The organism is Pseudomonas sp. SORGH_AS_0211, assembly GCF_031453455.1.
Classification (GTDB): Bacteria; Pseudomonadota; Gammaproteobacteria; order Pseudomonadales; family Pseudomonadaceae; genus Chryseomonas; species Chryseomonas aestiva.
Map to the genome: position 1 here is coordinate 4,724,672 of NZ_JAVIZV010000001.1, position 23,815 is coordinate 4,748,486.

17 protein-coding genes and 1 pseudogene are annotated in these 23,815 nt (G+C 65.2%); 5 read left to right on the forward strand and 13 right to left on the reverse strand.

Translation table 11 applies throughout. The features are described 5' to 3' along the window. Positions 1-81: 81 nt before the first annotated feature. Positions 82-1,863 (forward strand): BCCT family transporter, encoded by a 1,782-nt coding sequence (locus tag QE393_RS21875; RefSeq protein ID WP_273805782.1) that lies wholly within the window; start codon positions 82-84, stop codon positions 1,861-1,863. 58 nt (positions 1,864-1,921) lie between these two features. Here QE393_RS21875 and crp read toward each other — a convergent pair whose 3' ends face one another. Beyond that, on the reverse strand, positions 1,922-2,566 hold the full coding sequence (crp, locus tag QE393_RS21880) for a cAMP-activated global transcriptional regulator CRP (protein ID WP_017640369.1): 645 nt from the start codon (positions 2,564-2,566) through the stop codon (positions 1,922-1,924). A gap of 209 nt (positions 2,567-2,775) precedes the next feature. On the opposite strand from crp, the gene QE393_RS21885 reads away from it, so the two are divergent. Together QE393_RS21885 and speD are read left to right on the forward strand one after the other, a co-directional pair. Beyond that, entirely contained in the window at positions 2,776-3,198 is a 423-nt protein-coding gene (locus tag QE393_RS21885; RefSeq protein WP_158891526.1) for an OsmC family protein, read from the forward strand. A 265-nt stretch (positions 3,199-3,463) separates the two neighbouring features. Next, complete coding sequence (gene speD / locus QE393_RS21890; RefSeq protein WP_007159721.1) at positions 3,464-4,258, forward strand: adenosylmethionine decarboxylase; 795 nt, start codon at positions 3,464-3,466, stop codon at positions 4,256-4,258. Positions 4,259-4,315: 57 nt separating this feature from the next. Here speD and QE393_RS21895 read toward each other — a convergent pair whose 3' ends face one another. The 3 genes from QE393_RS21895 to QE393_RS21905 form a co-directional block, all read right to left on the reverse strand. Further along, entirely contained in the window at positions 4,316-5,575 is a 1,260-nt protein-coding gene (locus QE393_RS21895) for a sodium:proton antiporter (RefSeq protein WP_310045590.1), read from the reverse strand. Positions 5,576-5,776: 201 nt separating this feature from the next. Further along, complete coding sequence (locus QE393_RS21900; protein ID WP_158891533.1) at positions 5,777-5,968, reverse strand: hypothetical protein; 192 nt, start codon at positions 5,966-5,968, stop codon at positions 5,777-5,779. A gap of 87 nt (positions 5,969-6,055) precedes the next feature. Next, a complete protein-coding gene (locus QE393_RS21905; RefSeq protein ID WP_310045591.1) occupies positions 6,056-9,562 on the reverse strand; it encodes an EAL domain-containing protein in 3,507 nt (1,168 codons plus the stop codon). A 367-nt stretch (positions 9,563-9,929) separates the two neighbouring features. On the opposite strand from QE393_RS21905, the gene QE393_RS21910 reads away from it, so the two are divergent. Beyond that, entirely contained in the window at positions 9,930-10,289 is a 360-nt protein-coding gene (locus QE393_RS21910) for a BON domain-containing protein (RefSeq protein ID WP_017640375.1), read from the forward strand. A 77-nt stretch (positions 10,290-10,366) separates the two neighbouring features. Continuing rightward, on the forward strand, positions 10,367-10,819 hold the full coding sequence (locus QE393_RS21915; RefSeq protein ID WP_133861929.1) for a PA2169 family four-helix-bundle protein: 453 nt from the start codon (positions 10,367-10,369) through the stop codon (positions 10,817-10,819). Between the two features lie 54 nt (positions 10,820-10,873). On the opposite strand, the gene acs is transcribed toward QE393_RS21915, so the two are convergent. From acs to QE393_RS21960, 9 genes and pseudogenes are all read right to left on the reverse strand, one after another. Continuing rightward, positions 10,874-12,817 (reverse strand): acetate--CoA ligase, encoded by a 1,944-nt coding sequence (acs, locus tag QE393_RS21920; protein WP_310045592.1) that lies wholly within the window; start codon positions 12,815-12,817, stop codon positions 10,874-10,876. 126 nt (positions 12,818-12,943) lie between these two features. Next, positions 12,944-14,608 carry a glucose-6-phosphate isomerase gene (pgi, locus tag QE393_RS21925; protein WP_310045593.1) on the reverse strand — a complete coding sequence of 555 codons (1,665 nt, stop codon included), beginning with the start codon at positions 14,606-14,608 and terminating at the stop codon, positions 12,944-12,946. A gap of 181 nt (positions 14,609-14,789) precedes the next feature. Continuing rightward, positions 14,790-15,647 (reverse strand): pantoate--beta-alanine ligase, encoded by an 858-nt coding sequence (gene panC, locus QE393_RS21930; protein WP_310045594.1) that lies wholly within the window; start codon positions 15,645-15,647, stop codon positions 14,790-14,792. Continuing rightward, positions 15,644-16,444: a 3-methyl-2-oxobutanoate hydroxymethyltransferase gene (panB, locus tag QE393_RS21935; RefSeq protein WP_310045595.1), complete on the reverse strand. Its 801-nt coding sequence runs from the start codon at positions 16,442-16,444 to the stop codon at positions 15,644-15,646. The genes panC and panB overlap by 4 nt, the downstream gene beginning before the upstream one ends. Positions 16,445-16,573: 129 nt before the next feature. Then, positions 16,574-17,078: pseudogene (gene folK, locus QE393_RS21940) on the reverse strand (2-amino-4-hydroxy-6-hydroxymethyldihydropteridine diphosphokinase). Next, entirely contained in the window at positions 17,078-18,469 is a 1,392-nt protein-coding gene (locus QE393_RS21945; protein ID WP_310045596.1) for a polynucleotide adenylyltransferase PcnB, read from the reverse strand. Before QE393_RS21945 ends, folK begins: the two are co-directional and overlap by 1 nt. A gap of 698 nt (positions 18,470-19,167) precedes the next feature. Then, positions 19,168-20,583 (reverse strand): sigma-54 dependent transcriptional regulator, encoded by a 1,416-nt coding sequence (locus QE393_RS21950; protein WP_310045597.1) that lies wholly within the window; start codon positions 20,581-20,583, stop codon positions 19,168-19,170. A 115-nt stretch (positions 20,584-20,698) separates the two neighbouring features. Then, positions 20,699-23,647, reverse strand: coding sequence for a sensor histidine kinase (locus QE393_RS21955; protein WP_273805792.1), 2,949 nt, complete (start codon positions 23,645-23,647; stop codon positions 20,699-20,701). Next, positions 23,631-23,807 carry a hypothetical protein gene (locus QE393_RS21960; RefSeq protein WP_007159707.1) on the reverse strand — a complete coding sequence of 59 codons (177 nt, stop codon included), beginning with the start codon at positions 23,805-23,807 and terminating at the stop codon, positions 23,631-23,633. The genes QE393_RS21955 and QE393_RS21960 overlap by 17 nt, the downstream gene beginning before the upstream one ends. Positions 23,808-23,815 lie beyond the last annotated feature (8 nt).

Consider the following 23,815-nt stretch of genomic DNA (forward strand, 5'->3'; position numbering starts at 1 on the left):
GCGAGGCGCGGAGACGGCTGGCTGTCGCAGGACAAGACCGTGCTCCGCCGCACCAGGCCATCCATAACCAGGGCAAGCACCATGGCAACGGAAGAAAAAAGCGAAACACTTGATATCAGCGTCACCGATCCCTCCCGGACCGAGGAGTCGCGCCGGGATCGGCGACTCGCCGGCACCACCGACTGGGTAGTCTTCGGCGTCACCAGCATCGCCGCGCTGGCCTTCGTGATCTGGGGCTTCGTCAGCCAGGCCAGCCTGGCCAGCAGCGCCTCGACCGCCCAGGGCTGGGTGATCACCCACTTCGGCTGGCTGTTCGTGCTCACCTCCACCGGCTTCGTGGTCTTCGTCATCTGGCTGGCCGCCAGTCGCTATGGGCGGATCCCCCTGGGGCGCGACGACGAGCAGCCGGAATTCCGCACCCTCTCCTGGGTGGCGATGATGTTCAGCGCCGGCATGGGTATCGGCCTGATGTTCTTTGGCGTCGCCGAGCCGCTGTCGCACTATCTCAATCCGCCGCCCGGTGGTGCCGCGGGGCAGAGCAGCGCCGCCCTGCAGGTGGCCATGGCGACCACGCTGTTCCACTGGACGCTGCATCCCTGGGCCATCTATGCCGTGGTCGGGCTGGCCATCGCCTATGGCACCTATCGGCGCGGTCGCAGCCAACTGATCTCGGTGGCCTTTCGCCCCCTGATCGGCGAACACGCCAATGGCCCCGTCGGTCGCGTCATCGACATGATGGCGATCTTCGCCACCCTGTTCGGCTCGGCGGCCTCCCTCGGTCTGGGCGCCCTGCAGATCGCCGGCGGACTCGAACACAACGGCTGGATCGAGCAACCCGGGAAGATGCTCTACATCAGCATCATCACGGTGCTGACGGTGGCCTTTGTCATCTCCGCGGTGTCCGGGGTCGAGAAGGGCATCCAGTGGCTGTCCAACACCAACATGGTGCTGGCGGTGGCGCTGGCGCTGTTCGTCTTCGTCGCCGGTCCGACCCTGCTGATGCTCAATCTGCTGCCCACCGCCATCGGCGACTACATCGACCTCCTGCCGGAGATGATGGCGCGCACCAGCGCCAGCGGTGGCGAGGCCATGGGCAACTGGCTGTCCAGCTGGACGGTGTTCTACTGGGCCTGGTGGATTTCCTGGACGCCCTTCGTCGGCATGTTCATCGCCCGCATCAGTCGCGGTCGCACCATCCGCCAGTTCGTCACCGGCGTGCTGCTGGTGCCGAGTCTGGTCAGCGTGGTCTGGTTCGTCATCTTCGGCGGCGCGGCCATCGACGCCATGCGCCTGGGCGCCTTCACCCTGGTCGACGGCGCGGTGAACAGCAACTTCGCCCTCTACGACCTGCTGGCCAGCTATCCCTGGGTCTCGGTGACCTCGGTGCTGGTGATGGTGCTGGTGGCGATCTTCTTCGTGTCCGGCGCCGACGCCGCGTCCCTGGTGATGGGCACCCTGTCCGAGCGCGGCACCACCGAGCCTTCGCGGCGCACGGTGATCTTCTGGGGCGCCCTCACCGGCGCGGTGGCGGCGATCATGCTGGCCATCGGTGACCCGGGCAACCCGGGTGCAGCGCTCAACGGGCTGCAGAATCTGACTATCGTGGTCGCGCTGCCCTTCGTGGTGGTGATGGCGCTGCTGTGCCTGGCGCTCTATCGCGATTTGCGTTGCGATCCGCTGATGCTGCGGCATCTGCGCGGTACCGAGCTGATCGAGAAGGCGGTGCTCTATGGCGCGGTCAAGCACGGCGAAGAATTCCACTTCGTCGTGGGCGAACCCAAGGCCAAGGGTAATGACGAGAAGACCGTCGACGAGAAGGCCACGGTGCGGGTCGCTAAGGTCCAGCCACGGGTCGAGAGCTGAAGCCCGGACGGGCGGGGGGAACGGCCCCCGCCTGCTGGCAGGGGCGCGCCAGGCGGGTTCAGCGGGTGCCGAACACCACCATGGTCTTGCCCTTGACGTGGACCAGACCCTGTTCTTCGAGGGACTTCAGCACGCGACCGACCATCTCGCGGGAGCAACCGACGATGCGGCCGATCTCCTGGCGGGTGATCTTGATCTGCATGCCATCCGGGTGGGTCATGGCGTCGGGCTGCTTGCACAGGTCGAGCAGGGTGCGGGCCACGCGACCGGTGACGTCGAGGAAGGCCAGGTCGCCGACCTTGCGGGTGGTCTGGCGCAGGCGCTCGGCCATCTGGCGACCGAGGGAGAACAGCATGTCCGGATCGTGCTGGCTCAGTTCGCGGAACTGGCCATAGCTGATTTCGGCGACTTCGCACTCGGTACGGGCACGCACCCAGGCGCTGCGCTCGGGCTCGCTGCCTTCCTTGGAGAACAGCCCCATCTCGCCGAAGAAGTCCCCGGCATTGAGATAGGCGATGATCATTTCGCGGCCTTCATCGTCTTCGATGAGGATGGTCACCGAACCCTTGAGGATGAAGAACAGGCTTTCGCTGTTGTCGCCAGCGTAGATGATGGTGGTTTTTGCCGTGTAGCGGCGACGCGAGCAGTGCGCTAGCAGCTTGTCGATGTGCTGTAACTTCGCGGGTGGGATGATAGCGGCCATGCTGATTCCTAAGGTTGAAAGCTAACCTGAGTAGGGGGCACCGATGTCCGAACCGGTGCATGCACAGGCTGCGCCGGTTCCAATTCAAAGACCGGATAAGAACATGCGCAGCTTAAATGCGAGCTGAATAACCCTTCACTGCGCACCAGTTTACGCCATCCAGCATGTTAAGCTGATCACCATTTGCATATATAAGTAGGACGAAAGCGATGAAAGCGCGCATCCAGTGGGCAGGCGAGGCCATGTTCCTCGGTGAATCCGGCAGCGGCCACGTGGTGGTCATGGACGGCCCGCCGGAAAGCGGCGGTCGCAACCTCGGCGTGCGGCCGATGGAAACCGTGCTGATCGGCCTGGGTGGCTGCGCCAGCTACGACGTGGTCAGCATCCTGCGCAAGGCGCGGCAACCGGTGGAAAGCTGCGAGGCCTTCCTCGAGGCCGACCGCGCCGACACCGAGCCCAAGGTGTTCACCCGTATCCACCTGAAGTTCGTGGTCAAGGGCCGGGGGCTCAAGGAAGCCCAGGTCAAGCGCGCCATCGAGCTGTCGGCGGAAAAGTACTGCTCGGCGTCCATCATGCTCGGTCGGGCCGGTGTCGAGATCACGCACAGCTACGAACTCGTCGAACTCGCCTGATGCTCTTGCAGGCGACGCCCGTGCGGGCGTCGCCCTCCGCTTCATCCCTTCCCGCCGACATCAATTCATCACCTGGGCCCGGCAGACTCTGGCCCCAGCCGCTGCCGATCTGCATAATGCGCCGCTCTTAAGGGGCAAGCCCCCGACAAGTACAGCCAATCGCCATCGCGAAGAGGTGTTCGCCGCCCTACGCAGCTTGCGCAATCCGCAACTGACGGGCACTCAGGACCGCGGTCAGAGACCGCACGACGGGAGCTTTACCACCGTGAAAAGCAAACTCAGGCTTCATGGTTTCAACAACCTGACCAAGACCTTGAGCTTCAACATCTACGACATCTGCTACGCCGAGACGTCGGAAGATCAGCAGGCCTATGTCCAGTACATCGACGAGGAATACGACGCCGAGCGTCTGACCCAGATCCTGACCGACGTGGTCGATATCATCGGGGCCAACATCCTCAATATCGCCCGCCAGGATTACGATCCCCAGGGCGCCAGCGTGACCATCCTGATCTCCGAGCAGCCGGTCGAGCCGACCGAGAGCCAGATCGAGGAGTCGCCCGGTCCGCTGCGCGAGACCATTCTCGGCCACCTGGACAAGAGCCACATCACGGTGCACACCTATCCGGAGATCCATCCGGACGACGGCATCGCCACCTTCCGCGTCGACATCGACGTCTCCACCTGTGGCGTGATCTCCCCGCTCAAGGCCCTGAACTACCTGATCCACCAGTTCGACTCGGACATCGTCACCGTGGACTACCGGGTGCGCGGCTTCACCCGCGACATCGAAGGGCGCAAGCACTTCATCGACCACGAGATCAACTCGATCCAGAACTACCTGTCCGAGGACACCCGCGCGGCCTACCAGATGACCGACGTGAACGTGTATCAGGACAACCTGTTCCACACCAAGATGCTGCTCAAGGAATTCGAGCTGGACAACTATCTGTTCGGCGACGCCTCCCGCAGCCTCTCGTCCGAACAGCGTCAGCAGATCACCCAGCGCCTCAAGCATGAGATGCGCGAGATCTTCTCCGGCCGCAACCTGCCGCGCTGATCGCTCGGGTGTTGCCCAGAAACCCCCGCCATGGCGGGGGTTTCTCGTTTCCGGGGATCAGTGGTGCTCGTCGCGCACGACCGGGGCGCCACCGGTGACGCTCTTGACCACCCGGCCGATGGTGAGGCCCTGGCCGAGAATGGAAACCAGCACCACGATATAGGTCAGGGCGAGGATCAGATCCCGTTCCGGACCGGCTGGCAGACTCAGCGCCAGGGCCACGGAGACCCCGCCGCGCAGGGCGCCCCAGGTGAGGATGCGCGCCGTGCCACGGGTCATGTTGCGCCAGTGCGGGCTGAGCAGCACCACCGGTGCCACGCTGATCCAGCGGGCGAAGAGGATCGCCAGGGTCACCAGCAGGGCCGCGCCCAGGTGAGCCCAGCTGAACGGCAGTACCAGCAGCTCCATGCCGATCAGGGCGAACAGCAGGGCGTTGAGGATCTCGTCGATCAACTCCCAGAAGCCGTCCAGATAACGCCGGGTGAAGTCGTTCATCGCCTTGGTGCGGCCCAGGTTGCCGATGATCAGACCGGCCACCACCATGGCGATGGGGCCCGAGACGTGCAGGTGACTGGCCAGCGTCGAACCGCCGATCACCAGGGCCAGCGACAGCATCACCTCGATCTGATGCTGCTCGATGCTCAGCATCAGCCAGTAGCAGACGAAGCCGATCAGCAGGCCGAACAGGATGCCGCCACCGGCTTCCTCGAGAAACAGCCAGAGCGCCGCGTTGACCGTGGGCGCCTCGCCCAGCTGGATCACCCCCAGCAGCACCGAATAGACCACCACGGCCACGCCGTCATTGAACAGCGCCTCGCCGACGATGGTCGTCTCCAGCGACTTGGGCGCGCCGGCCGAGCGCAGGATGCCAAGTACGGCGATGGGATCGGTCGGGGAAATCAGGGCGCCGAAGATCAGGCAGTAGAGGATGTCGACGTGCCAGCCCAGCCAGCCGAAGATCCAGTGGCTGAGATAGCCGATCAGCACCGTCGAGATGATCACCCCGAGGGTCGCCAGGCCGCCGATGGCCCATTTGTAGTCGCGCAGATCCTTGAGATTGACGTGCAGGGCGCCGGCGAACAGCAGGAAACCGAGCATCCAGTTCATCAGCAGGTCGTTGAAGTCGATCTGCCCGAGCAATTCGCCGATGCGGTGTTCCAGGCCGGGAAAGCCGAGCCAGGAAAGACTCTGCAGGCCGACCGAGAAGATCAGCGCGATGACCATGACGCCGATGGTGGGCGGCAGGCCGACGAAGCGGTAGTTGAGGTAGGTGAGCAGCGAGGTGAAGCAGATGAAGGCAGCAGCGAGTTCGAGCATGGGCGTTCCAGATCCATCAGACAGCGAGCCCCTGCGAACGCAGGGCCTAGGGGTAGGATGGGACGGACGCCGCAAAAGTTACATTTTCGATAGCTGGCTAGCCAATCGTTCGCCGAGGAACAGCCGTGAACCGCCCTGGGCCGCCGCTGAACGGGCGGCGCCAAGGTGATCCGGAAGACGGACGGTCAGGGTGCAGCCGGCCTAGAGCGGCGCCGCCATTCCCGTGGTCGCCTCACGCAGCGGCAACGGATGGGGAGCGGCGATGCGCGCCTCCAGCGTGGCTACGTAGCTGCGGGCATCGGCTTCGCTGAGAAAGGTGATGGCCTGCTTGTCGATGCAGACTTGCCAGGCACTGGTGGTGGACTTGCGCAGGGGACGAACCACGATCTTCATACTGGTACCCTCGGGGACAGACGGAAAGTGGAAACCCGAGTCTAGAGCGGTTTTGATTGCAATACCGTGACATTCGTCGGTTAGCCGCTAGGCGCGCGCCTTCTGCCGTTCGGCATACCAGGCCTCGAACTCTTCCGGCGGCAGCGGCGGACTGAACAGGAAGCCCTGGCATTGCTGGCAACCCAGCTTGCGCAGGATGTCCCACTGCTCGGTGGTCTCTACCCCTTCGGCCAGAACGTCGAGATCCAGCCCCTGGCCCAGGGCGACGATGGCCGCGGCGATGGCCTGGCTGCTGTGGGTGCCGCTGTCGCTGCGCAGTTCGTGCATGAAGCTCTGGTCGATCTTGAGCTTATCCAGGGGGAAGCGGCGCAGGTAGGCCAGCGAGGAATAGCCGGTGCCGAAGTCGTCCACCGCGATGCGCACCCCCAGGGTCTTGAGGGTGGCCAGGGACAGCAGCGCCTCCTCGACATTGTTCATCAGGGTGCCTTCGGTGATCTCCAGTTCCAGATTCTCGGCCGGCAGGCGACTGCGCGCCAGGGCACGGGAAATGGTACTGGCCAGGTCGCGCTTGGCGAATTGCCGGGGCGAGATGTTGATCGCCAGGGTCTCCAGTTCCAGTCCCTGGGCGAGCCAGCTGTGCATCTGCTGGCAGGCGCTTTCGATGATCCAGTCGCCCAGCGGCACGATGAGTCCGGTCTCCTCGGCCAGTGGAATGAATTCGGTGGGCGGGATGAGCCCTAGCTCCGGATCCCGCCAACGCACCAGGGCTTCCACGCCAATGGTCTGGGCCGTGCTGACGCTCATCAGCGGTTGGTAGTAGAGAACGAAATCGCCGCGCTTGAGCGCCGTGCGCAGCCGCGACTCCAGATTCAGCCGCCGCCGCGACTGCTCGGTGAGGGCCTGGGTATAGAAGCGGAAGGTGTCGCGCCCCTGGTCCTTGGCCTGGTGCATGGCGGTGTCGGCATTGCGAATGAGGTCATCGGCGGTGGCGCCATCGTCGGGAAAGAGACTGATGCCGATGCTGGCGTTGAGATAGATGTCGTGCTCGCCGAGGTGAAAGGGCTGCTCCAGCTTGCCGAGCATGGCCTGGGCGATCTGGGCGGCGAATTCGGGCCGGTCTATCCGCTCGATGATAACCAGGTACTCGTCGCCACCGATGCGCGCCAGGGTGATGTCTTCGCTGAGCAGGGCGCGCAGGCGGGCGGCAAATTCCACCAGCAGTTCGTCACCCAGGGCATGGCCGTGGCTTTCGTTGACCGTGCGGAAATGATCGAAGTCGAGGATCAGTACGGCGACCAGGTATTCCTGGGGCTCCGCTAGGGCCAGGGCGTGCTCCAGATGGGTGCGCGCCAGCAGGCGATTGGGCAGGTCGGTCAGGGGATCGTGATGCGCCAGGTGACTCAGGCGCGCCTCGCTTTCCCGCAGGCGCGTGGTATCGCTGACGGTGACCGTGTACTGCCGGGTTTCCCGGGGGTAGAGGGTATCGATGGTGGTCCAGGCCGGAAAGGTAGTGCCGTCGAGGCGCGGCCAGAGCAATTCGCCCTCCCAGCGGCCCACGCGGCGTACCGTGCGCCAGAGTTCGCGGTAGAAGCGCTGGTCCTGGCGGCCACCGCCGGGCAGTCCCAGCCGCTGGCCGAGCAGGGTGCCTTCCTGGGCGCCCAGCAGGCGGGCGAAGGCCGGATTCACCGCCAGGATCCAACGGCGCTCGTCGAGCAGCAGCAGGCCGTCGCGACTGTTCTGGAACATCGCCGCGGCCTGGCGCAGGCTTTCTTCCTGCTGCTTGCGCAGGGTGATGTCCTGGGCGGTGCTGATGAAATACTGGGGCACCCCCTGGTCGTCGCGGATCAGGCGCGTGGTGACATTGGCCCAGACCGGCTGGCCACTGCGATGCAGATAGCGTTTTTCCAGGGTGTAGCGGTCCTGGCCGGTGTCGACCAGTTGTTTGCGCAGGGTGGCGCCCAGGGCGCGCTCGTCCGGATGGGTCACCGAGGCGGTGTCCTTCTGCAGCAATTCCGGTTGCGAGTAGCCGAGCATCTGGCAGAAGTGGTGGTTGGCGCTCAGCCAGCGACCGTCCAGGTCGCTGAGCATGATGCCGGTGTAGGCCTGCTCGAAGATGCCGCGGTAACGCGCCTCGCTCGCGCGCTGGGCCTGGACCACGCGCTGTTGCCGGATGGCCAGCACTGCGAGGCGGGCGAATTCGGTGATCAGCGCCTGGGTTTCCGTTTCTGGCAGCCGCGCCTCTCCGTAGTAGACGCCCAGGGCGCCCACGGCGCGCTGCTGCTCGTCCTGCAGGGGCAGGGCCCAGGCGCCGCGAATGCCGGCCGCCTGGGCGGCCGGTAGCAGCTGCTGCCAGGCCGGATCCAGTTCGACATCGATGGTGAATACCGGGGCATTGGTGGTGACGGCACTGCAGCAGCCCTGGTCGTGGCGGCTGCGCGGCACGCTTTCCAGCGCCGCCTGGAAGGCGGGTGGCAGGCTCGGCGCGGCGGCGACCCGCAGATGCTCGCCCTGGTCGTCCAGCAACAGGGCGACGCGCATTTCCGGATAGATCCGTTCCAGCCGCTGGGCGATGCCCTGCTGGATCTCCGCCAGTGGCAGGCCGGTGAGCAGATCGTCGAGGACGTCGCTGCGGGCCTGTTGCAGCTGCTGCGCCTGGTAGTCGTGGTGAATGTCGGTGAGGGTGCCCTGGATCTCGCCATCGAGACCGGCACGCAGCTCCATCTGCATCCAGCGATGGCTTTCCACCGACAGGCGCAGCCGCACCACGCCATTCCAGTGCAGGCGCTGACCGGCGGCGAAATCGGCCACCAGCTGGCGCAGTCGGGCTCCATCCTGGGGGTGGAAGGCCTGATCCAGGGGGTGGTTGAGTTGCTGGCTGGCAGGGTGGCCGGTCAGGGCTTCCCAGGCCGGATTGAGAAACTGCCAACGGCCACGGTGATCGCTGGCGAAGACCACCAGCGGCAGGTGCTGGACCAGTTCGCGATAGCGTCTCTGGCTGTCCTGGAGCGCCTGCTCGGCCAGCTTGTGGCTGGTGATGTCGACCAGGGCACCGCGCGTGGTGCCGGCTTCGTCGAAGTCGCTTTGCCAGTTGAGCCAGCGCCAGCTGTCCTGGCCATCGGCGAAATGCGCGGAGAAATTCAGCGGGCCCTGCATGTGCTGCAGGCGTTCGAGCATGCTGTGCACATGATCGCGGTCATCGACACGGGCGCAGGCCGCGATGGTGGCGAAATCCAGCGGATCGCTGCCCTTGGGCTGGTGCAGCATCACCAGGGTGCGTTCGGAGCAGAGCAGGCGGCCATCGGACGTCAGCTGCCAGTCGCCGGTATTGGTCAGGCGCTGGACGAAATCCTGGGTAGCGCGCTGGTTCTGCAGCTCTTCGATGAAGCCTTCACGATAGCTGACCTGGCGCCGCAGCAATCCATAGAGCACCAGCGACAGCAGACTCATGAAGGCCAGGCCCTTCAGGGTGTGCCACAGATAGACACTGTCCTGATCGCTGAGCAGCAGATACAACAGCCCGTCGCTGCCGATCACCCAGAGGGCACTCAGCAGCAGATAAATCAGGGCAATGCGCGCAGGAGAGAGAGGCCGCATGCCGGATCCTCAAGGCCCGATCGCAGGTGTCGGGTTCGCTGGGGCTTGGACCGGATAAAGGTATGGCAGTTCTGGCCTGGTCACGTGGAAATCTTTTCCATAAGTCTGGCTTTATCGGGTGAGATGCTCTGGCGGGCAACTCTTCCCATCCAGGCTCAAGAGTCGTCTGACCTCGTGCAAATTACCAGGCCTATCCATCTGCCAATTGCATTTTGCCCGCCCCTTGTCGCCGTCTATTTTTCATAACTCATTGATTAGTAAAGTCTTTAACGAATCTTGGAATTCGGCGCGGCCGTTGCGCTCTACATCTAGGTCGCTGCTACCAGGACCTGGGCGCAGTACAACCAAGGAAAACAGGAGTCATCTCATGAAAAAGACTTTCGGTACTTTTGCCCTCGCTGCCGTTACCGCTTCCGTACTGAGCCTGCCGCTGGCCGGCGGTGCCTTTGCTGCCACCAGCCAGAACATGACCCTGGCCGCCAACAACACCATGGACAAGACCGAAGAAGCCGCGTCCGACACCTGGATCACCAGCAAGGTGAAGGCTTCCTTCCTGGCCGACGAACACATCAAGGGCACCTCGATCAAGGTCGAGACCAACAAGGGTGTCGTGTCCCTGTCCGGCACCGTGGCGACCGAAGCCCAGCGCGACTTGGCGATCAAGGAAGCCAAGGCCATCAAGGGCGTCAAGGCCGTCTCGGCTGACGCGCTGAAAGCCGCCCAGTAAGAACGCTCGTACACCCGGCACGATGGCGGCGCCGCGCGCTGCCATCACCCCCCTGTCCTTCGCCCCGGAGAACTGCCATGACCAGCACGACCGAAACCCTCAACGATCTGATCGAGATCGCCCGTGACGGCAAGAATTTCTACGAGCACGCCCTCACCGAAGTGAAGAACCCCGAATTGAAGGCCCTGTTCACCGAGATCGCCCAGAGCAAGGCCGAGATCATCAGCGCCCTGAGCAGCCAGGTGTCGGCCTCGGGTGAAAAGCCTGCCGAGCAAGGCACCTTTGCCGGCAGCTTCCGCAAGTACTACACCGACGTCAAAACCTCCTTTGCCAGCAAGGAAAAGGAAGAAGTCACCTACGTCAGCGAGCTGGAAGAGCAGGAAGACCGCCTGCTGCACGCGCTGGAGCGTGCCGTCAACGAACACGCCACCCCGGATGCCCAGGCCAACCTGCGCAGCCAGCTGGAAAAGGCCCGTGCGACCCATGATCGCATGCGTGACCTGAAGCACCGTATGCAAGCCGCCCACTAAGGCTGCTCGCAGAAAAAAGCCCCGCCTAGGCGGGGCTTTTCTTTGGGCCGGCGTTCAGTTCTGGGGCGCGCGATTGAGGCGGGCGTCGATCAGGCTGTCGACCACCGACGGATCGGCCAGGGTCGAGGTATCACCCAGGCTGTCCAGTTCGTCGCAGGCGATCTTGCGCAGGATGCGTCTCATGATCTTGCCGGAGCGGGTCTTGGGCAGGGCGGGTGCCCACTGCAGGAATTCCGGCTTGGCGAAGCTGCCGATCTCATCGGCCACCTGCTGGCGCAGGCGGGCCTTGAGTTCGTCGCTCGGCGTCACTCCACCCTTGGTGGTGACGAAGGCATAGACCGCCTGACCCTTGACCTCGTGGGGGCAGCCGACTACAGCGGCCTCGGCCACGTCCGCATGTTCGGTCAGTACGCTCTCCACCTCGGCGGTGCCGATGCGGTGACCGGACACGTTGAGCACGTCGTCCACCCGCCCGGTGATCCAGTAGTAGCCGTCTTCGTCCCGGCGTGCGCCATCGCCGGTGAAGTAGTAGCCCGGGTAGGCGCTGAAATAGGTGTCGATCAGGCGCTGGTGGTCGCCATGGACGGTACGGATCTGGCTCGGCCAGCTGGACTTGATCGCCAGCACGCCACTGCCGGGTCCGTCGATCTCCTTGCCCTGCTCGTCCAGCAGCACCGGCTGGACGCCAAAGAAGGGCAGGGTGGCCGAACCCGGTTTCAGCGCCAGGGCGCCGGGTGGCGGAGCGATGAGGATGCTGCCGGTCTCGGTCTGCCACCAGGTGTCGACGATGGGGCAGCGTCCTTCGCCCACCACCCGGTGATACCACTCCCAGGCCTCGGGATTGATCGGCTCGCCGACGCTGCCCAGCAGCTGCAGGCTCTTGCGCGAGGTGCGCTGTACCGGGTCGTCGCCTTCGCGCATCAGGGCGCGCAAGGCCGTGGGGGCGGTATAGAAGATGTTGACCTGGTGCTTGTCCACCACCTGCCAGAGGCGGCTGGCATCGGGATAGCTCGGTACCCCTTCGAACATCAGGGTGGTGGCGCCATTGGCCAGGGGACCGTAGACGATGTAGCTGTGGCCGGTGACCCAGCCGACATCGGCGGTGCACCAGAAGACCTGACCCTCGTGATAGTCGAACAGGTACTTGAAACTCAGGGTGGCGCCCAGCAGATAGCCGCCAGTGGTGTGCAGCACGCCCTTGGGTTTGCCGGTGGAACCGGAGGTGTAGAGGATGAACAGCGGATCCTCGGCGTCCATGGGCTCTGCCGGGCAGTCGGGCGAAGCCGCCGCCACCGCCTGGGCGTAGGGCAGGTCGCGCCCCTCCTGGCGGGCCACGGCGGCGCCGGTGCGTTCGACCATGACCACGGTGTGGACCTCCGGGCATTTGGCCAGGGCCTTGTCGACATTGGCCTTGAGCGGGACGCGCTTGCCGCCGCGCACGCCCTCGTCGGCGGTGATCACCACCCGGCAGTCGGCATCGAGGATGCGGTCGCGCAGCGCCTCGGGCGAGAAGCCGCCGAATACCACCGAATGCACCGCGCCGATGCGCGCGCAGGCGAGCATGGCGTAGGCCGCCTCGGGAATCATCGGCATATAGAGACAGACGCGGTCGCCTTTCCTGACCCCGCGATCCTTGAGCACATTGGCCAGGCGACTGACGTGCTCGTGCAACTGGCGATAGCTGATGACCTGGCTGTCGGCGGGATCGTCGCCTTCCCAGAGGATGGCCGTCTGATCGCCGCGAGCGGCGAGGTGGCGATCGATGCAGTTGTAGGCGACGTTGAGCTGGCCGCCGCTGAACCAGCGGGTCTGGCCCTGGCGCATATCGCCGCTATGGACTTCGTCCCAGGTGCGCGACCAGTCGAGCAGGGCGCTGGCCTGTTCGCTCCAGAAGCGTTCCGGCTGTTCCACCGAGCGCTGGTAGAGCTCGCGATAACGGGCTTCGTCGAGGTGGGTGCGGGCACTCAGGCTCTCGGGCACGGGATAGCGTTGGCTCATGGCCGGCTCCTTCTTGGTGTTGTTGTGCTCCTAGTTTAGGCCGCGGATGACCTGCCGGGGTTCAGCGAGGCGACAAAACGAAAAAAGCGCCGCAGAGCGGCGCCTTTCGGAGCGGACCAGCGACGATCAGCCGCGGTGACGACCGCGGAAGTAGTCGATCAGGCCCTGGGTCGAACCATCGTCGGCCTTGCCTTCGCTGCGGCCGATGATGTGCTGGTAGACGTCCTTGCCCAGCTCCTTGCCCAGCTCGACGCCCCACTGGTCGAAGCAGTTGATGCCCCAGATGACGCTCTGCACGAACACCTTGTGCTCGTACAGGGCGACCAGCGCACCCAGGCGCCGCGGCGAGATGCGCTCCAGCACCAGGGTGTTGCTCGGGCGGTTGCCCGGGATCACCTTGTGCGGCGCCAGCTTGGCGATCTCGGCTTCGCCCAGACCCTTCTCGCGCAGCTCGACCTCGGCTTCTTCGCGGGTCTTGCCCAGCATCAGCGCCTGGCTCTGCGACAGGCAGTTGGCATAGAGCCACTGCTGGTGATCGGCTACCGGGTTGTGACTCACCACCGGCACGATGAAGTCGCCGGGGATCAGCTGGGTGCCCTGGTGCAAGAGCTGGTGGTAGGCGTGCTGACCGTTGCAGCCGACGCCGCCCCAGATCACCGGGCCGGTCTCCACGCTCACCGGCGAGCCGTCCTGGCGCACGCTCTTGCCGTTTGACTCCATGTCCAGCTGCTGCAGGTGCTTCACGAAGTTACGCAGGTGGTGGTCGTAGGGCAGGATGGCGTGACTGGTCGCGCCCCAGAAGTTGCCGTACCAGACCCCCAGCAGGCCCAGCAGCACCGGCATGTTCTCTTCGAACGGCGCGCTGGTGAAGTGCTGGTCCATGGCATAGGCGCCGGCCAGCAGGTCCTTGAAGTTGGACATGCCGATGGCCAGGGCGATGGGCAGGCCGATCGCCGACCACAGCGAATAGCGGCCGCCGACCCAATCCCACATCGGGAAGATGTTCTCTTCGGCGATGCCGAATTCCACCGCCACCTTGACGTTGCTGGAGACGGCGATGAAGTGCTTGTGCAGCTCCGGCTCCGGGCAGCCCTGGGCCAGGCACCAGGCGCGCGCGGCCTGGGCGTTCTTCAGGGTCTCCAGGGTGCCGAAGGACTTGGAGGAGACGATGAACAGGGTGGTGTCGGCGGCGAGCTTGGAGGTCACCTCGCGGAATTCGCTGCCATCGATGTTGGCCAGGTAGTGGCAACGCACGCCGCGCTGGGTAAAGGGCACCAGCGCCTCGGAGACCAGTTGCGGACCGAGGAAGGAGCCACCGATGCCGATGTTGACCACGTCGGTGATCGGCTTCTCGGTGTAGCCGCGCCAGAGGCCGTTGTGGATGCGGGTGACCAGCTGGGTCATCTGGTTCAGGACCCGGTGCACCTCGGGCATGATGTCCTGGCCGTCGATCTGGACGCTGTCGCCCACCGGGCGGCGCAGGGCGGTGTGCAGGGCAGGGCGGTGTTCGGAGGAGTTGACGTAGGCGCCGTCGAACAGGGTGTGGATGGCCCCTTCCAGACCCGCTTCACGGGCCAGATTCACCAGCAGGTCGCGGGTCTGCTCGGTGATGAGGTTCTTGGAGTAGTCGAGAAACAGACCGCTGCTGCTCAGGGAGAACTGCGAGAAGCGCTGCGGATCGGCAGCGAAGGCATCGCGCATGCGGAAGTTCTGCATGGCCTTGCGGTGTTCCTGCAGGGCTTTCCAGGAGGCGAGCTGGGTCACGTCGAGGGGGTGTTGATAGTACTCCATGGCTAGGCTTTTCCTTGGTGGCTCTTGTTTGCTGTTGTGCCCCACAAGCCGCTGGCTTGCAAGAGAAAGTCGGTGACCGCGAGACGCCGGTCGTGGCGCCGCGCTTCGAGCATGAAAAAGCCCGGTATGTTCCGGGCTTCCAGGGTTCAGTCAGGGTCGGGTGAGCTAACCTTCGGTTGCGTCACACTCGGGCCCTGCGGCGAAAGCTCAGGTTGTCGATCAGCCGCGTCTGGCCGAGATAGGCCGCTACCAGCAGGACCAATGCGGAGGTGTCCGGCCCGGCCGGTTGCAGACTCAGCTGCTCACGCAGTTCCAGGTAGTCCACCTTAAGCCCCTGAGCTTGCAGTTCGGCGACACCGGCGGCCAGGGTCGGCTCGACCGCGGCGCCGGCGGCGAGCTGATCGGCGAGCCGCCTGAGCAGGCTGTACAGGCAGGGCGCACTGGCGCGCTGGCCGTCGTCGAGATAGCCATTGCGGGACGACAGCGCCAGGCCGTCGGTGGCCCGCACCGTGGGCTGGGCGACGATCTCGATGGGCATGTCCAGGTCCTGGACCAGCTTGCGGATCACCGCCAGCTGCTGATAGTCCTTTTCGCCAAAGACCGCCACGTCCGGTTGCGCCATCTGGAACAGCTTGGTGACCACCGTCGCCACGCCCTCGAAATGCCCGGGCCGGCGTGCGCCGCAGAGGCCATCCGAGACCTGGGGGACGTTCACCCGGGTCAGGCCGTCCATGCCGCTGGGATACATCTCCGCTACCGCCGGTGCGAACAGCAGATCGCAATGGGCTTCGTTCAGCTGGCGGCTGTCTTCCGCCAGGGTGCGGGGATAGGTGTCCAGATCCTCGCCGGGACCGAACTGTAGCGGATTGACGAAGATGCTCGCCACCACGAAGTCGGCGTGGCGCCGGGCGGTCTCCACCAGCGCGATATGGCCGGCGTGCAGATTGCCCATGGTGGGCACCAGGCCGATGCGCAGGCCCTGGCGGCGCGCGGCGGCAACGGCGGCGCGCAGTTCGCGGACGCTATGGACCGTTTTCATGCGGAGAATCCGTGTTCGGGAGCGGGAAAGCTGCCGTCCTTGACGGCGGCGACGTAGGCCGCCAGGGCAGCCTGGATGCTGTCCTGACCGGCCATGAAGTTGCGGACAAATTTCGGCGTGCGCCCGCGCAGGGCCAGGCCGAGCATGTCGTGCAGCACCAGCACCTGGCCATCGGTGGCGGCGCCGGCGCCGATACCGATCACCGGCACCCGGGCGGCCCGGGTGATTTCCTCGGCCAGCGCCGAGGGCACGCATTCCAGCAGCAGCATGGCCGCGCCGGCTTCTTCCAGCTCCCGCGCGGCCTCGCGCAGCTGCTGCGCCCGGAGCGGATCGCGGCCCTGCACCTTGAAACCGCCGAAGACATTGACCGACTGGGGCGTCAGGCCCAGGTGGGCGCAGACCGGCACGCCATTGGCGGCCAGGCGGCGAATCGGCTCGGCCAGCCAGGCATCGCCCTCGAGCTTGACCATCTGCGCGCCCGCCTGCATCAGGCGACCGGCGCTGGTCAGGGTCTGCTCCAGGGTGGCATAGGTCATGAACGACAGGTCGGCGACGATGAAGGCGCCTGCGTGGCCGCGCTTGACGCAGGCGGTGTGGTAGACCATGTCGTCGAGGGTCACCGGCAGGGTGCTGTCGTGACCCTGCAGCACCATGCCGAGGGAATCGCCGATCAGCAGCATCTCCACCCCGGCCTGACTGGCGGCCTGGGCGAAGGTGGCATCGTAGGCGGTCAGCATGGCGATCTTTTCGCTGCGCTGCTTGAGCCCCTGAAGGGTCGTGAGGCTGATATCGGGCATGCAAGGGGTCCTCGTGGGACGGCGCTATGGTTGTTGTCTGGGCGCCGCGGGCGCGGGGTGGCCGCGCGCAAACGGCTGCTATAGTCCCGGCGCGTCCGGCACAAGTCAATGCTCGGTGTTACGGCTGTGTTACCGGCTGGGTGACGACGGTAGCAGCCGTTCCAGGCCTTCGAAAGGGCAGGCGGACAGCAGGTCTGGCAAGCGGCGGCCGTCGGGCAGGTGCAGGGAGGGAGCCAGCTCGGCCAGCGGATAGAGCACGAAGGCGCGGGCGTGGAGGTGATAGTGCGGCACCTGCAGGCGTGGCTCGTCGATCAGCCGTTCGCCGAACAGCAGGATGTCGATGTCCAGGGTGCGCGGCCCCCAGCGCTCGTCCTTGCGCACGCGGCCTTGCTTGCTGCTGCTCGATGGCCTGGGTGGCGTCGAGCAGCGCCAGGGGGGCGAGGGCGGTGTCCAGCGCGGCGACGGCATTGACGTAGCGCGGCTGGTCGGGCGGACCCAGGGGGTCGCTGGCATAGAAGGCGGAGACCGCCACCAGCTGACTCTTCGGCAGGCTGGCCAGGGCCTCCAGGGCCGCGTCCAGTTGCTGCCGCGGCTCGGCCAGGTTGCTGCCCAGGCCGAGATAGATCCTTTCCATCATTCGTCGCCGGCGGTGGGCGCATCCGAGGTGCGCCGCTTGCGATTGCTGCCGCCCCGGCGACGGCGCTTGGCCGGTGCGCCTTCGTCTCGGCTGAGATTCTTGATCATCTCGCGCCGCTGGCTGTCGCCGACCTCCTGGTAGCGCGTCCACCAGTCGCCCAGGCCACCGGTCTCCTCGCCTGCGCTCTCGCGCAGCAGCAGAAAGTCGTAGCCGGCGCGGAAGCGCGGATTTTCCAGCAGTTGATCGGCGCGCTTGCCCTGACGGCGCGGCAGGCGTTCCTGCATGTCCCAGATCTCGCGCATCGGCAGGGTGAAGCGCTTGGGGACGGCGGTGCGTTGGCACTGCTGCAGGGTGAGGTCGTGGGCGGCTTCCTGCATGGCCGGAATCGGTGCCAGACCGAGGTCCTGGTGATGCCGGACACGCTCGGGCAGCGCCGGCCAGAGCAGGGCGGCGAACAGGAAGGCCGGCGTGACCGGCTTGCCTTCGCGGATGCGGGTATCGGTATTGGCCAGGGCCTGGCGAATCAGGCTGCCGGCGTATTCCGGGTCGCGTTCCAGGGCTTCGCCACTGGCCGGGAACAGCGGGGCGAACAGACCGTACTGGCAGAGCAGCTCGAAGGTACGTTCGGCCTTGCCACCGAGCAGCAGCTTGATGACCTCGTCGAACAGGCGCGGTGCGGGAATGTCCCGCAGCAGCGGCGCCAGGCGACTGATGGGCTCGGCGGTGGCGGCCTCGATCTGGAAGTCCAGCTTGGCGGCGAAGCGCACGGCCCGCAGCATCCGCACCGGGTCTTCCTGGTAGCGCTGCTCCGGATCGCCGATCAGGCGAATCTGCCGCAGGCGGATATCCTGGGTGCCGTTGGCATAGTCGAGGATGCGTTCGCCGCTGGCGTCGTAGTAGAGCGCGTTGATGGTGAAGTCGCGCCGCTGGGCATCCTGTTCCTGGTTGCCATAGATGTTGTCGCGCAGGATCCGGCCGCTTTCATGACGCGAGCCCTGGGCCTCGTCCTCGGCATCGCCGGTGGGATGGTTGGCGCGGAAGGTCGCGACCTCGATGATCTCGCGGCCGAAATGCACGTGGACCAGCTTGAAGCGCCGGCCGATGACCCGTGCATTGCGGAATTCGGCCCGCACCTGTTCAGGCGTGGCACTGGTGGCGACATCGAAGTCCTTGGGCTCGAAGCCCAGCAGCAGGTCCCGGACGCAACCGCCTACCAGGTAGGCCTGATAACCCGCCTTCTCCAGCCGCTCGACGACGCTCAGGGCGTAGCGGCTGATACGCTCTCGTTCCAGAGCATGCTGACTGCGGGGCAGTTCGATGGGCAAGGCAGGCGCGGGCGGAGTACGCCGCAGGGGCGAGCGCAGAGTCTGGATCAGCTTCTTCAGCATGCGAGTTTCTGTTCGGAGAGACGGCTACACGCAATCTGGCCCACAGCGGGAACCGTTGCGCAATAGATAAGGAGGGGATCTTGAACGAGGGAGGGGAGGCTGTCAAAGGCACTGGGGGAGCCGAAGCTCCCCCCCAAAGTGGTACGTGCTTTGTTTTTATTGTTTATCCAGACCTTTTGTTTTTCTTGTGTGGTCTGTTCCGTGCGGATACCTGCCGCCGGAAAGGCTCTGAAGTCTAGAGCCAAGAGCAAACGGATTACTTTGGAAGCTGATGCCGTCAGGATCATTCCTGCTCTGCCTGGTACGGGTGCTGCCTCGGGGCAGTTTTGTTGTTCTCTGGCCTGACATCGCGCGGACCATCCCGCTAAACGACTCTTCTCCAAAATGATCAGTTAGCTACGCCTCCGCCTGCTTGTTCTTGTTGTGCTGGAGTCGCTACGTCTTGTTTTTGTTATGGCTTGGGTACGTTCTTATTGTTCTTGTGCGAGAACATAAAGCAGATGCCGTGCCAGTTTTATAAAATCCTTTATTTTCAACGGCTTGCGAAAAATGTAGCCTTTTTGCTCAGGGGCTACAGGCAAATTTTCGTTACCGCTGAACCCGCCGGCTGTTACGGCGGTAACACATTGCAAAGGATGGGGGAGAGAGCAGGGAGGTGTTACCGCGGGACGTGCAAGGCTGTCACGTCCCGGTATGAATCAGGAGGCGTCGCTGCTGGCGCTGGCCTTGCGCCGCGGAATGCCCAGGCGCTGGCGACGTTCCCACAGGCACTTGCGGCTGACGCCCAGCTTGCGCGCCAGCTCGGTCTCGGTCATGTGGTCCTGGTGCTCGAGCACGAAGTGCTGGAAGTAGTCTTCCAGCGACAGGTCCTCGGTGGGTTCGTGGGCGCCATTGCCGTTACCCAGTCCCGAACTGGGCAGCGGATCCAGGTAGCTGTCGGCCAGCTCCAGTTCGCCGAGCTCGACGTCGATGCCCAACTGATCGGCATTGATCTCCTGGCCTTCGCTGAGGATCACCGAGCGCTCGATGGCGTTCTCCAGCTCGCGCACGTTGCCCGGCCAGCTGTAGTGGCGGATGGCGGCCTCGGCCTCGGCGCCGAGCTTCAGGCCTGGACGACTCATGCGCGCCGACTGGCGAGCGAGGAACACCCGGGCGATCTCCATGACGTCGCCGCCGCGTTCGCGCAGGGCCGGCAGACGCAGGGAAATGACGTTGAGGCGATAGAAGAGGTCTTCGCGAAACTGGCCGATCTTCGCCAGACCCTTGAGATCCCGATGGGTTGCGGCGATCAGGCGCACATCGACCTTTTGCGACTGCACCGAGCCGACCCGGCGAATCTCGCCTTCCTGCAGCACGCGCAAGAGGCGCGCCTGGGCTTCCAGCGGCAATTCGCCGATCTCGTCGAGAAACAGGGTGCCGCCGTCGGCCGCTTCCACCAGGCCGGTACGGCTGGCGCTGGCGCCGGTGAAGGCGCCCTTCTCGTGGCCGAAGAGTTCGGATTCGATTAGGGTCTCGGGAATGGCCGCACAGTTGACCGAGATCAGCGGCGCCTTGGCCCGCCGCGACAGATTGTGCAGTGCCCGCGCCACCAGTTCCTTGCCGGTACCCGATTCACCCTGGATCAGCACGGTGGAATCGGTGGGCGCGACCTTGCGGATCTTGCCGAAGAGGTCCTGCATCGGCGCGCAGTTGCCGATGATGCCGATCTCGCCGGTGGCCGGCGCCGGCGAGACGCTTTCCTCGGCGACCATCGGCGGGCGCTGCTCGCGTTCCACCAGGATGCGCGCCACGGCCTGCAGCATCTCGTCGTGATCGAAGGGCTTGGCGATGTAGTCCACCGCACCCTGCTTCATGGAATCGACCGCCGAGCGAAGGCTGGCGTAGCTGGTCATGATCAGCACCGGCTTGCCCTTGGCGAGATCGATCATCTCGGTACCCGGGGCGCCGGGCAGGCGCAGATCGCTGATGACGAGATCGAAGCTGGAAACGTCGTAGAGATCCTGGGCTTCCTGGACGGAGCCGGCTTCGCTGACACGGAACTGGTTGCGCTCGAGCAGGCGGCGCAGCGCCGAACGGATGATCTTCTCGTCTTCGACAATCAGGATATGGGCCATCAAGTGCGCTCTCTTACGGGAAGGCAAGACGACCCACGCCAGGCAGCGTGTGTTGTCGCGGTCGTCTGGACTTCCGAATGCTTTAGCAGATCCATCCAGCAGGCGGATGGGTCCGTCACGGCGCCTCCGGCAACCCGAGATAGCGCGGCAGCAGTACCCGAATGCGGGTGCCCTGGCCGGTCACGGGGTCGGTAGGACTATCGATCATTATCTGACCATAATGCTCTTCTACGATGGAATAGACCAGCGCCAAGCCAAGCCCTGTCCCCTTGCCCGGATCCTTGGTGGTGAAGAAGGGTTCGAACAGCCGACTGACGATGGCCTTGGGAATACCGCTGCCTTCGTCTTCGACGCTCAGGGTCACGGTCTGGCCGTGGGCCTCGCTGCGCACCCGGATCGGCGCGCCGGCGGGCGAGGCGTCGCGGGCGTTGGACAGCAGGTTGATCATCACCTGCACCAGGCGCTGGGGATCGCCCTGCACCAGGTGTTCCGGGTCGCAGAGATTGAAGAAGTCGACGTCCACGCTCTGCCGATTGAGCGAGAGCAAGGCGATGGCCTCCTGGGCCGCCTCGGCCACGCACACCGGTTCATGGGCCTGCTGGCGGCCGCCGGCGTGGGCGAAACTCATCAGCGACTGGACGATGCGGGTGATGCGGCGGGTCTGCTCGATGATCTGGCTGCTGATCTCGTCGATCTCTTCGTCCGCTTCGCGCTCCTCGCGCAGATTCTGCGCCAGGCAGGCGATGCCGGTGACCGGGTTGCCGATCTCGTGGGCGACGCCCGCGGCCAGCCGGCCGATGGAGGCCAGGCGCTCGGAGTGGATCAGGCGGTCTTCCAGCAGCTGGGTCTCGCTGATGTCTTCCACCACCAGCACCGTGCCGTTGCTGCCCACCGCCAGGGGTTCGTCGATGGTCGCCTTGTGCAGGTTGAGCCAGCGCTGCTCGTGCTCCTGGGGCAGGCGCTGCTTGTAGAGGTGCTGCTGCGCCGGTTCGGCGAGAAAGCGCTCGAACAGGTCCTGCCAGGGATCGGGCAGGGCGCTCAGGCGCGAGCCCACCACCCGGGCGCCGTCGATGCCGGTGAGTTCTTCCATGGCGCGGTTCCACATGAGGATCTCGCGGTCGCGGGCCAGGGAGCAGACGCCCATGGGCAACTCCTGCAGGGTCTGGCGGTGATAGCGGCGCAGGGCGTCCAGCTCGGCGGCGAGACCCGTCAGGCGCGACTGGTAGTCTTCCAGGCGATTCTCGATGAAGTGGATGTCTTCGGTGGCATAGGCCTCGCTTTCCGCCTTGAACGGCAGAAAGGTCTCGACGATGTCCTGGGCGACCCGCGGGCCCATCAGGCCCGAGAGGTTGGCCTCGATGCGATCGCGCAACCGGCGCAGGGCATAGGGGCGGCGTTCGTCATAGGGCAGCAGCAGGTCGGCCAGGGCGCGCTCGACTTCCTTTTGCGCGGTCTTGGCGCCCAGCGGCTTGGCCAGCTGGGCCGCGAAGTCCTGGGGCGAGCTGGCCGCCAGTTCGCGGCGTTGCGGACGACGGACGTTGTCCACCGCGCAGGCCTCGGCAGCGCTCTTCTCTTCTTCGCTGGCTTCGGTGAACAGCGAGACCAGGGCGAACACCAGCACGTTGACGGTCAGCGAGGCCACGGCGGCGAGGTGCCAGTTGCTGGCGCTGATACGATAGCTGAAGACGCCGATGTGCAGCGGATTGATGTCGGCCACCAGCGGCATGAGCATGCTCAGGAACCACAGGCCCAGGCCGCACAGCAGGCCGGCGATGAAGCCCTTGCGATTGGCCGTCTGCCAGTAGAGCACCGACAGCGCGCCAGGCAGGAATTGCACGGTGGCGACAAAAGAGACGATGCCCAGGCTGGAGAGATCGCCATGGCCCTGCAACAGGCGGTAGAAGCCGTAGCTGCCGAGGATGATGGCGGCGATCAGCAGGCGCCGGGTCATGCGCAGCCAGCGATAGATGTTGCCGTCGGTGGGTGGCTGGTAGAGCGGCAGCACGATGTGGTTGAGCAGCATGCCCGACAGCGCCATGGTCACCACGATGATCAGGCCGCTGGCTGCCGACAGGCCGCCGACGAAGGCCACCAGCGCCAGCAGCGGATTGTCCAGTGCCAGGCCCACGCCCAGGGTGAAGTACTCCGGCGGCGTCGGCGAACCCAGCGCCAGGCCGCCCCAGAGAATCGGCGGCACCGCCAGGCTGATCAGCAGCAGGAACAGCGGCAGGCCCCAGCTGGCGCTGACCAGCGCCTGGGGACTGAGATTCTCGGTAAAGGCCATGTGGTACATGTGCGGGGTGACGATGGCCGCGGCAAAGAACACCAGCAGCAGGATCCGCCAGGGGCCTTCCTGCAGCGGGGTGTGCAGGGTGGAAAGGGCGCTCTGGTTCTGCTGCAGCCAGGTCTCCAGGCCGTTGGGGCCGCCGAACACGGTATAGAGGGTGACGCTGCCAACGATGCCCAGGGCCAGCAGCTTGACCAGGGATTCGAAGGCGATGGCCACCACCAGGCCCTCGTGGCGCTCCTTGGAGTTGATCTGGCGCGCGCCGAAGAGCATGGCGAACAGGGTGATCAGCAGGCAGAAGCCCAGCGCCGGGGCGTCCTGGGCGCGGGCCTGCACCAGGATGCCGGTACTGGTGGCCACCGCCTGGATCTGCAGCGCCAGCAGTGGCAGCACGGCGATCAGCATGCCCAGACTGGTCAGGGCGCCGGCCCAGGTACTGCGGAAACGGAAGGCGAAGAGATCGGCCAGGGACGCCAGCTGGTAGGCACGGGTCAGGCGCAGGATGGGATAGAGCAATACCGGCGCCAGCAGAAAGGCGCCGCACAGCCCCAGGTAATAGGCGAGAAAGCCGTAGCCGTAGTCGTAGGCCAGGCCCACGGTGCCATAGAAGGCCCAGGCGCTGGCATAGACGCCCAGCGACAGGGTGTAGATCAGCGGATGGCGCACCAGCCGGCGCGGCACCCAGCCCTTCTCGGTCATCCAGGCGACGCCAAAGAAGATCAGCAGGTAACCGGCGCTGATCAGGACCAGTTGGGACAGACTAAAGCTCGTCGGCATCGCGCTGGCTCTGCAGGATAAAGGTCACCACGATGAGGATGAGCCACAGCAGGTAGGGCCGATACCAGGCGCCGCTGGGAGCGATCCACCAATCCATGATGGCGGGGGAGAACAGATAGATGCCTACCACGAGGAGCAGGACCAGCCGGTAGATGTACATGCGCGGTT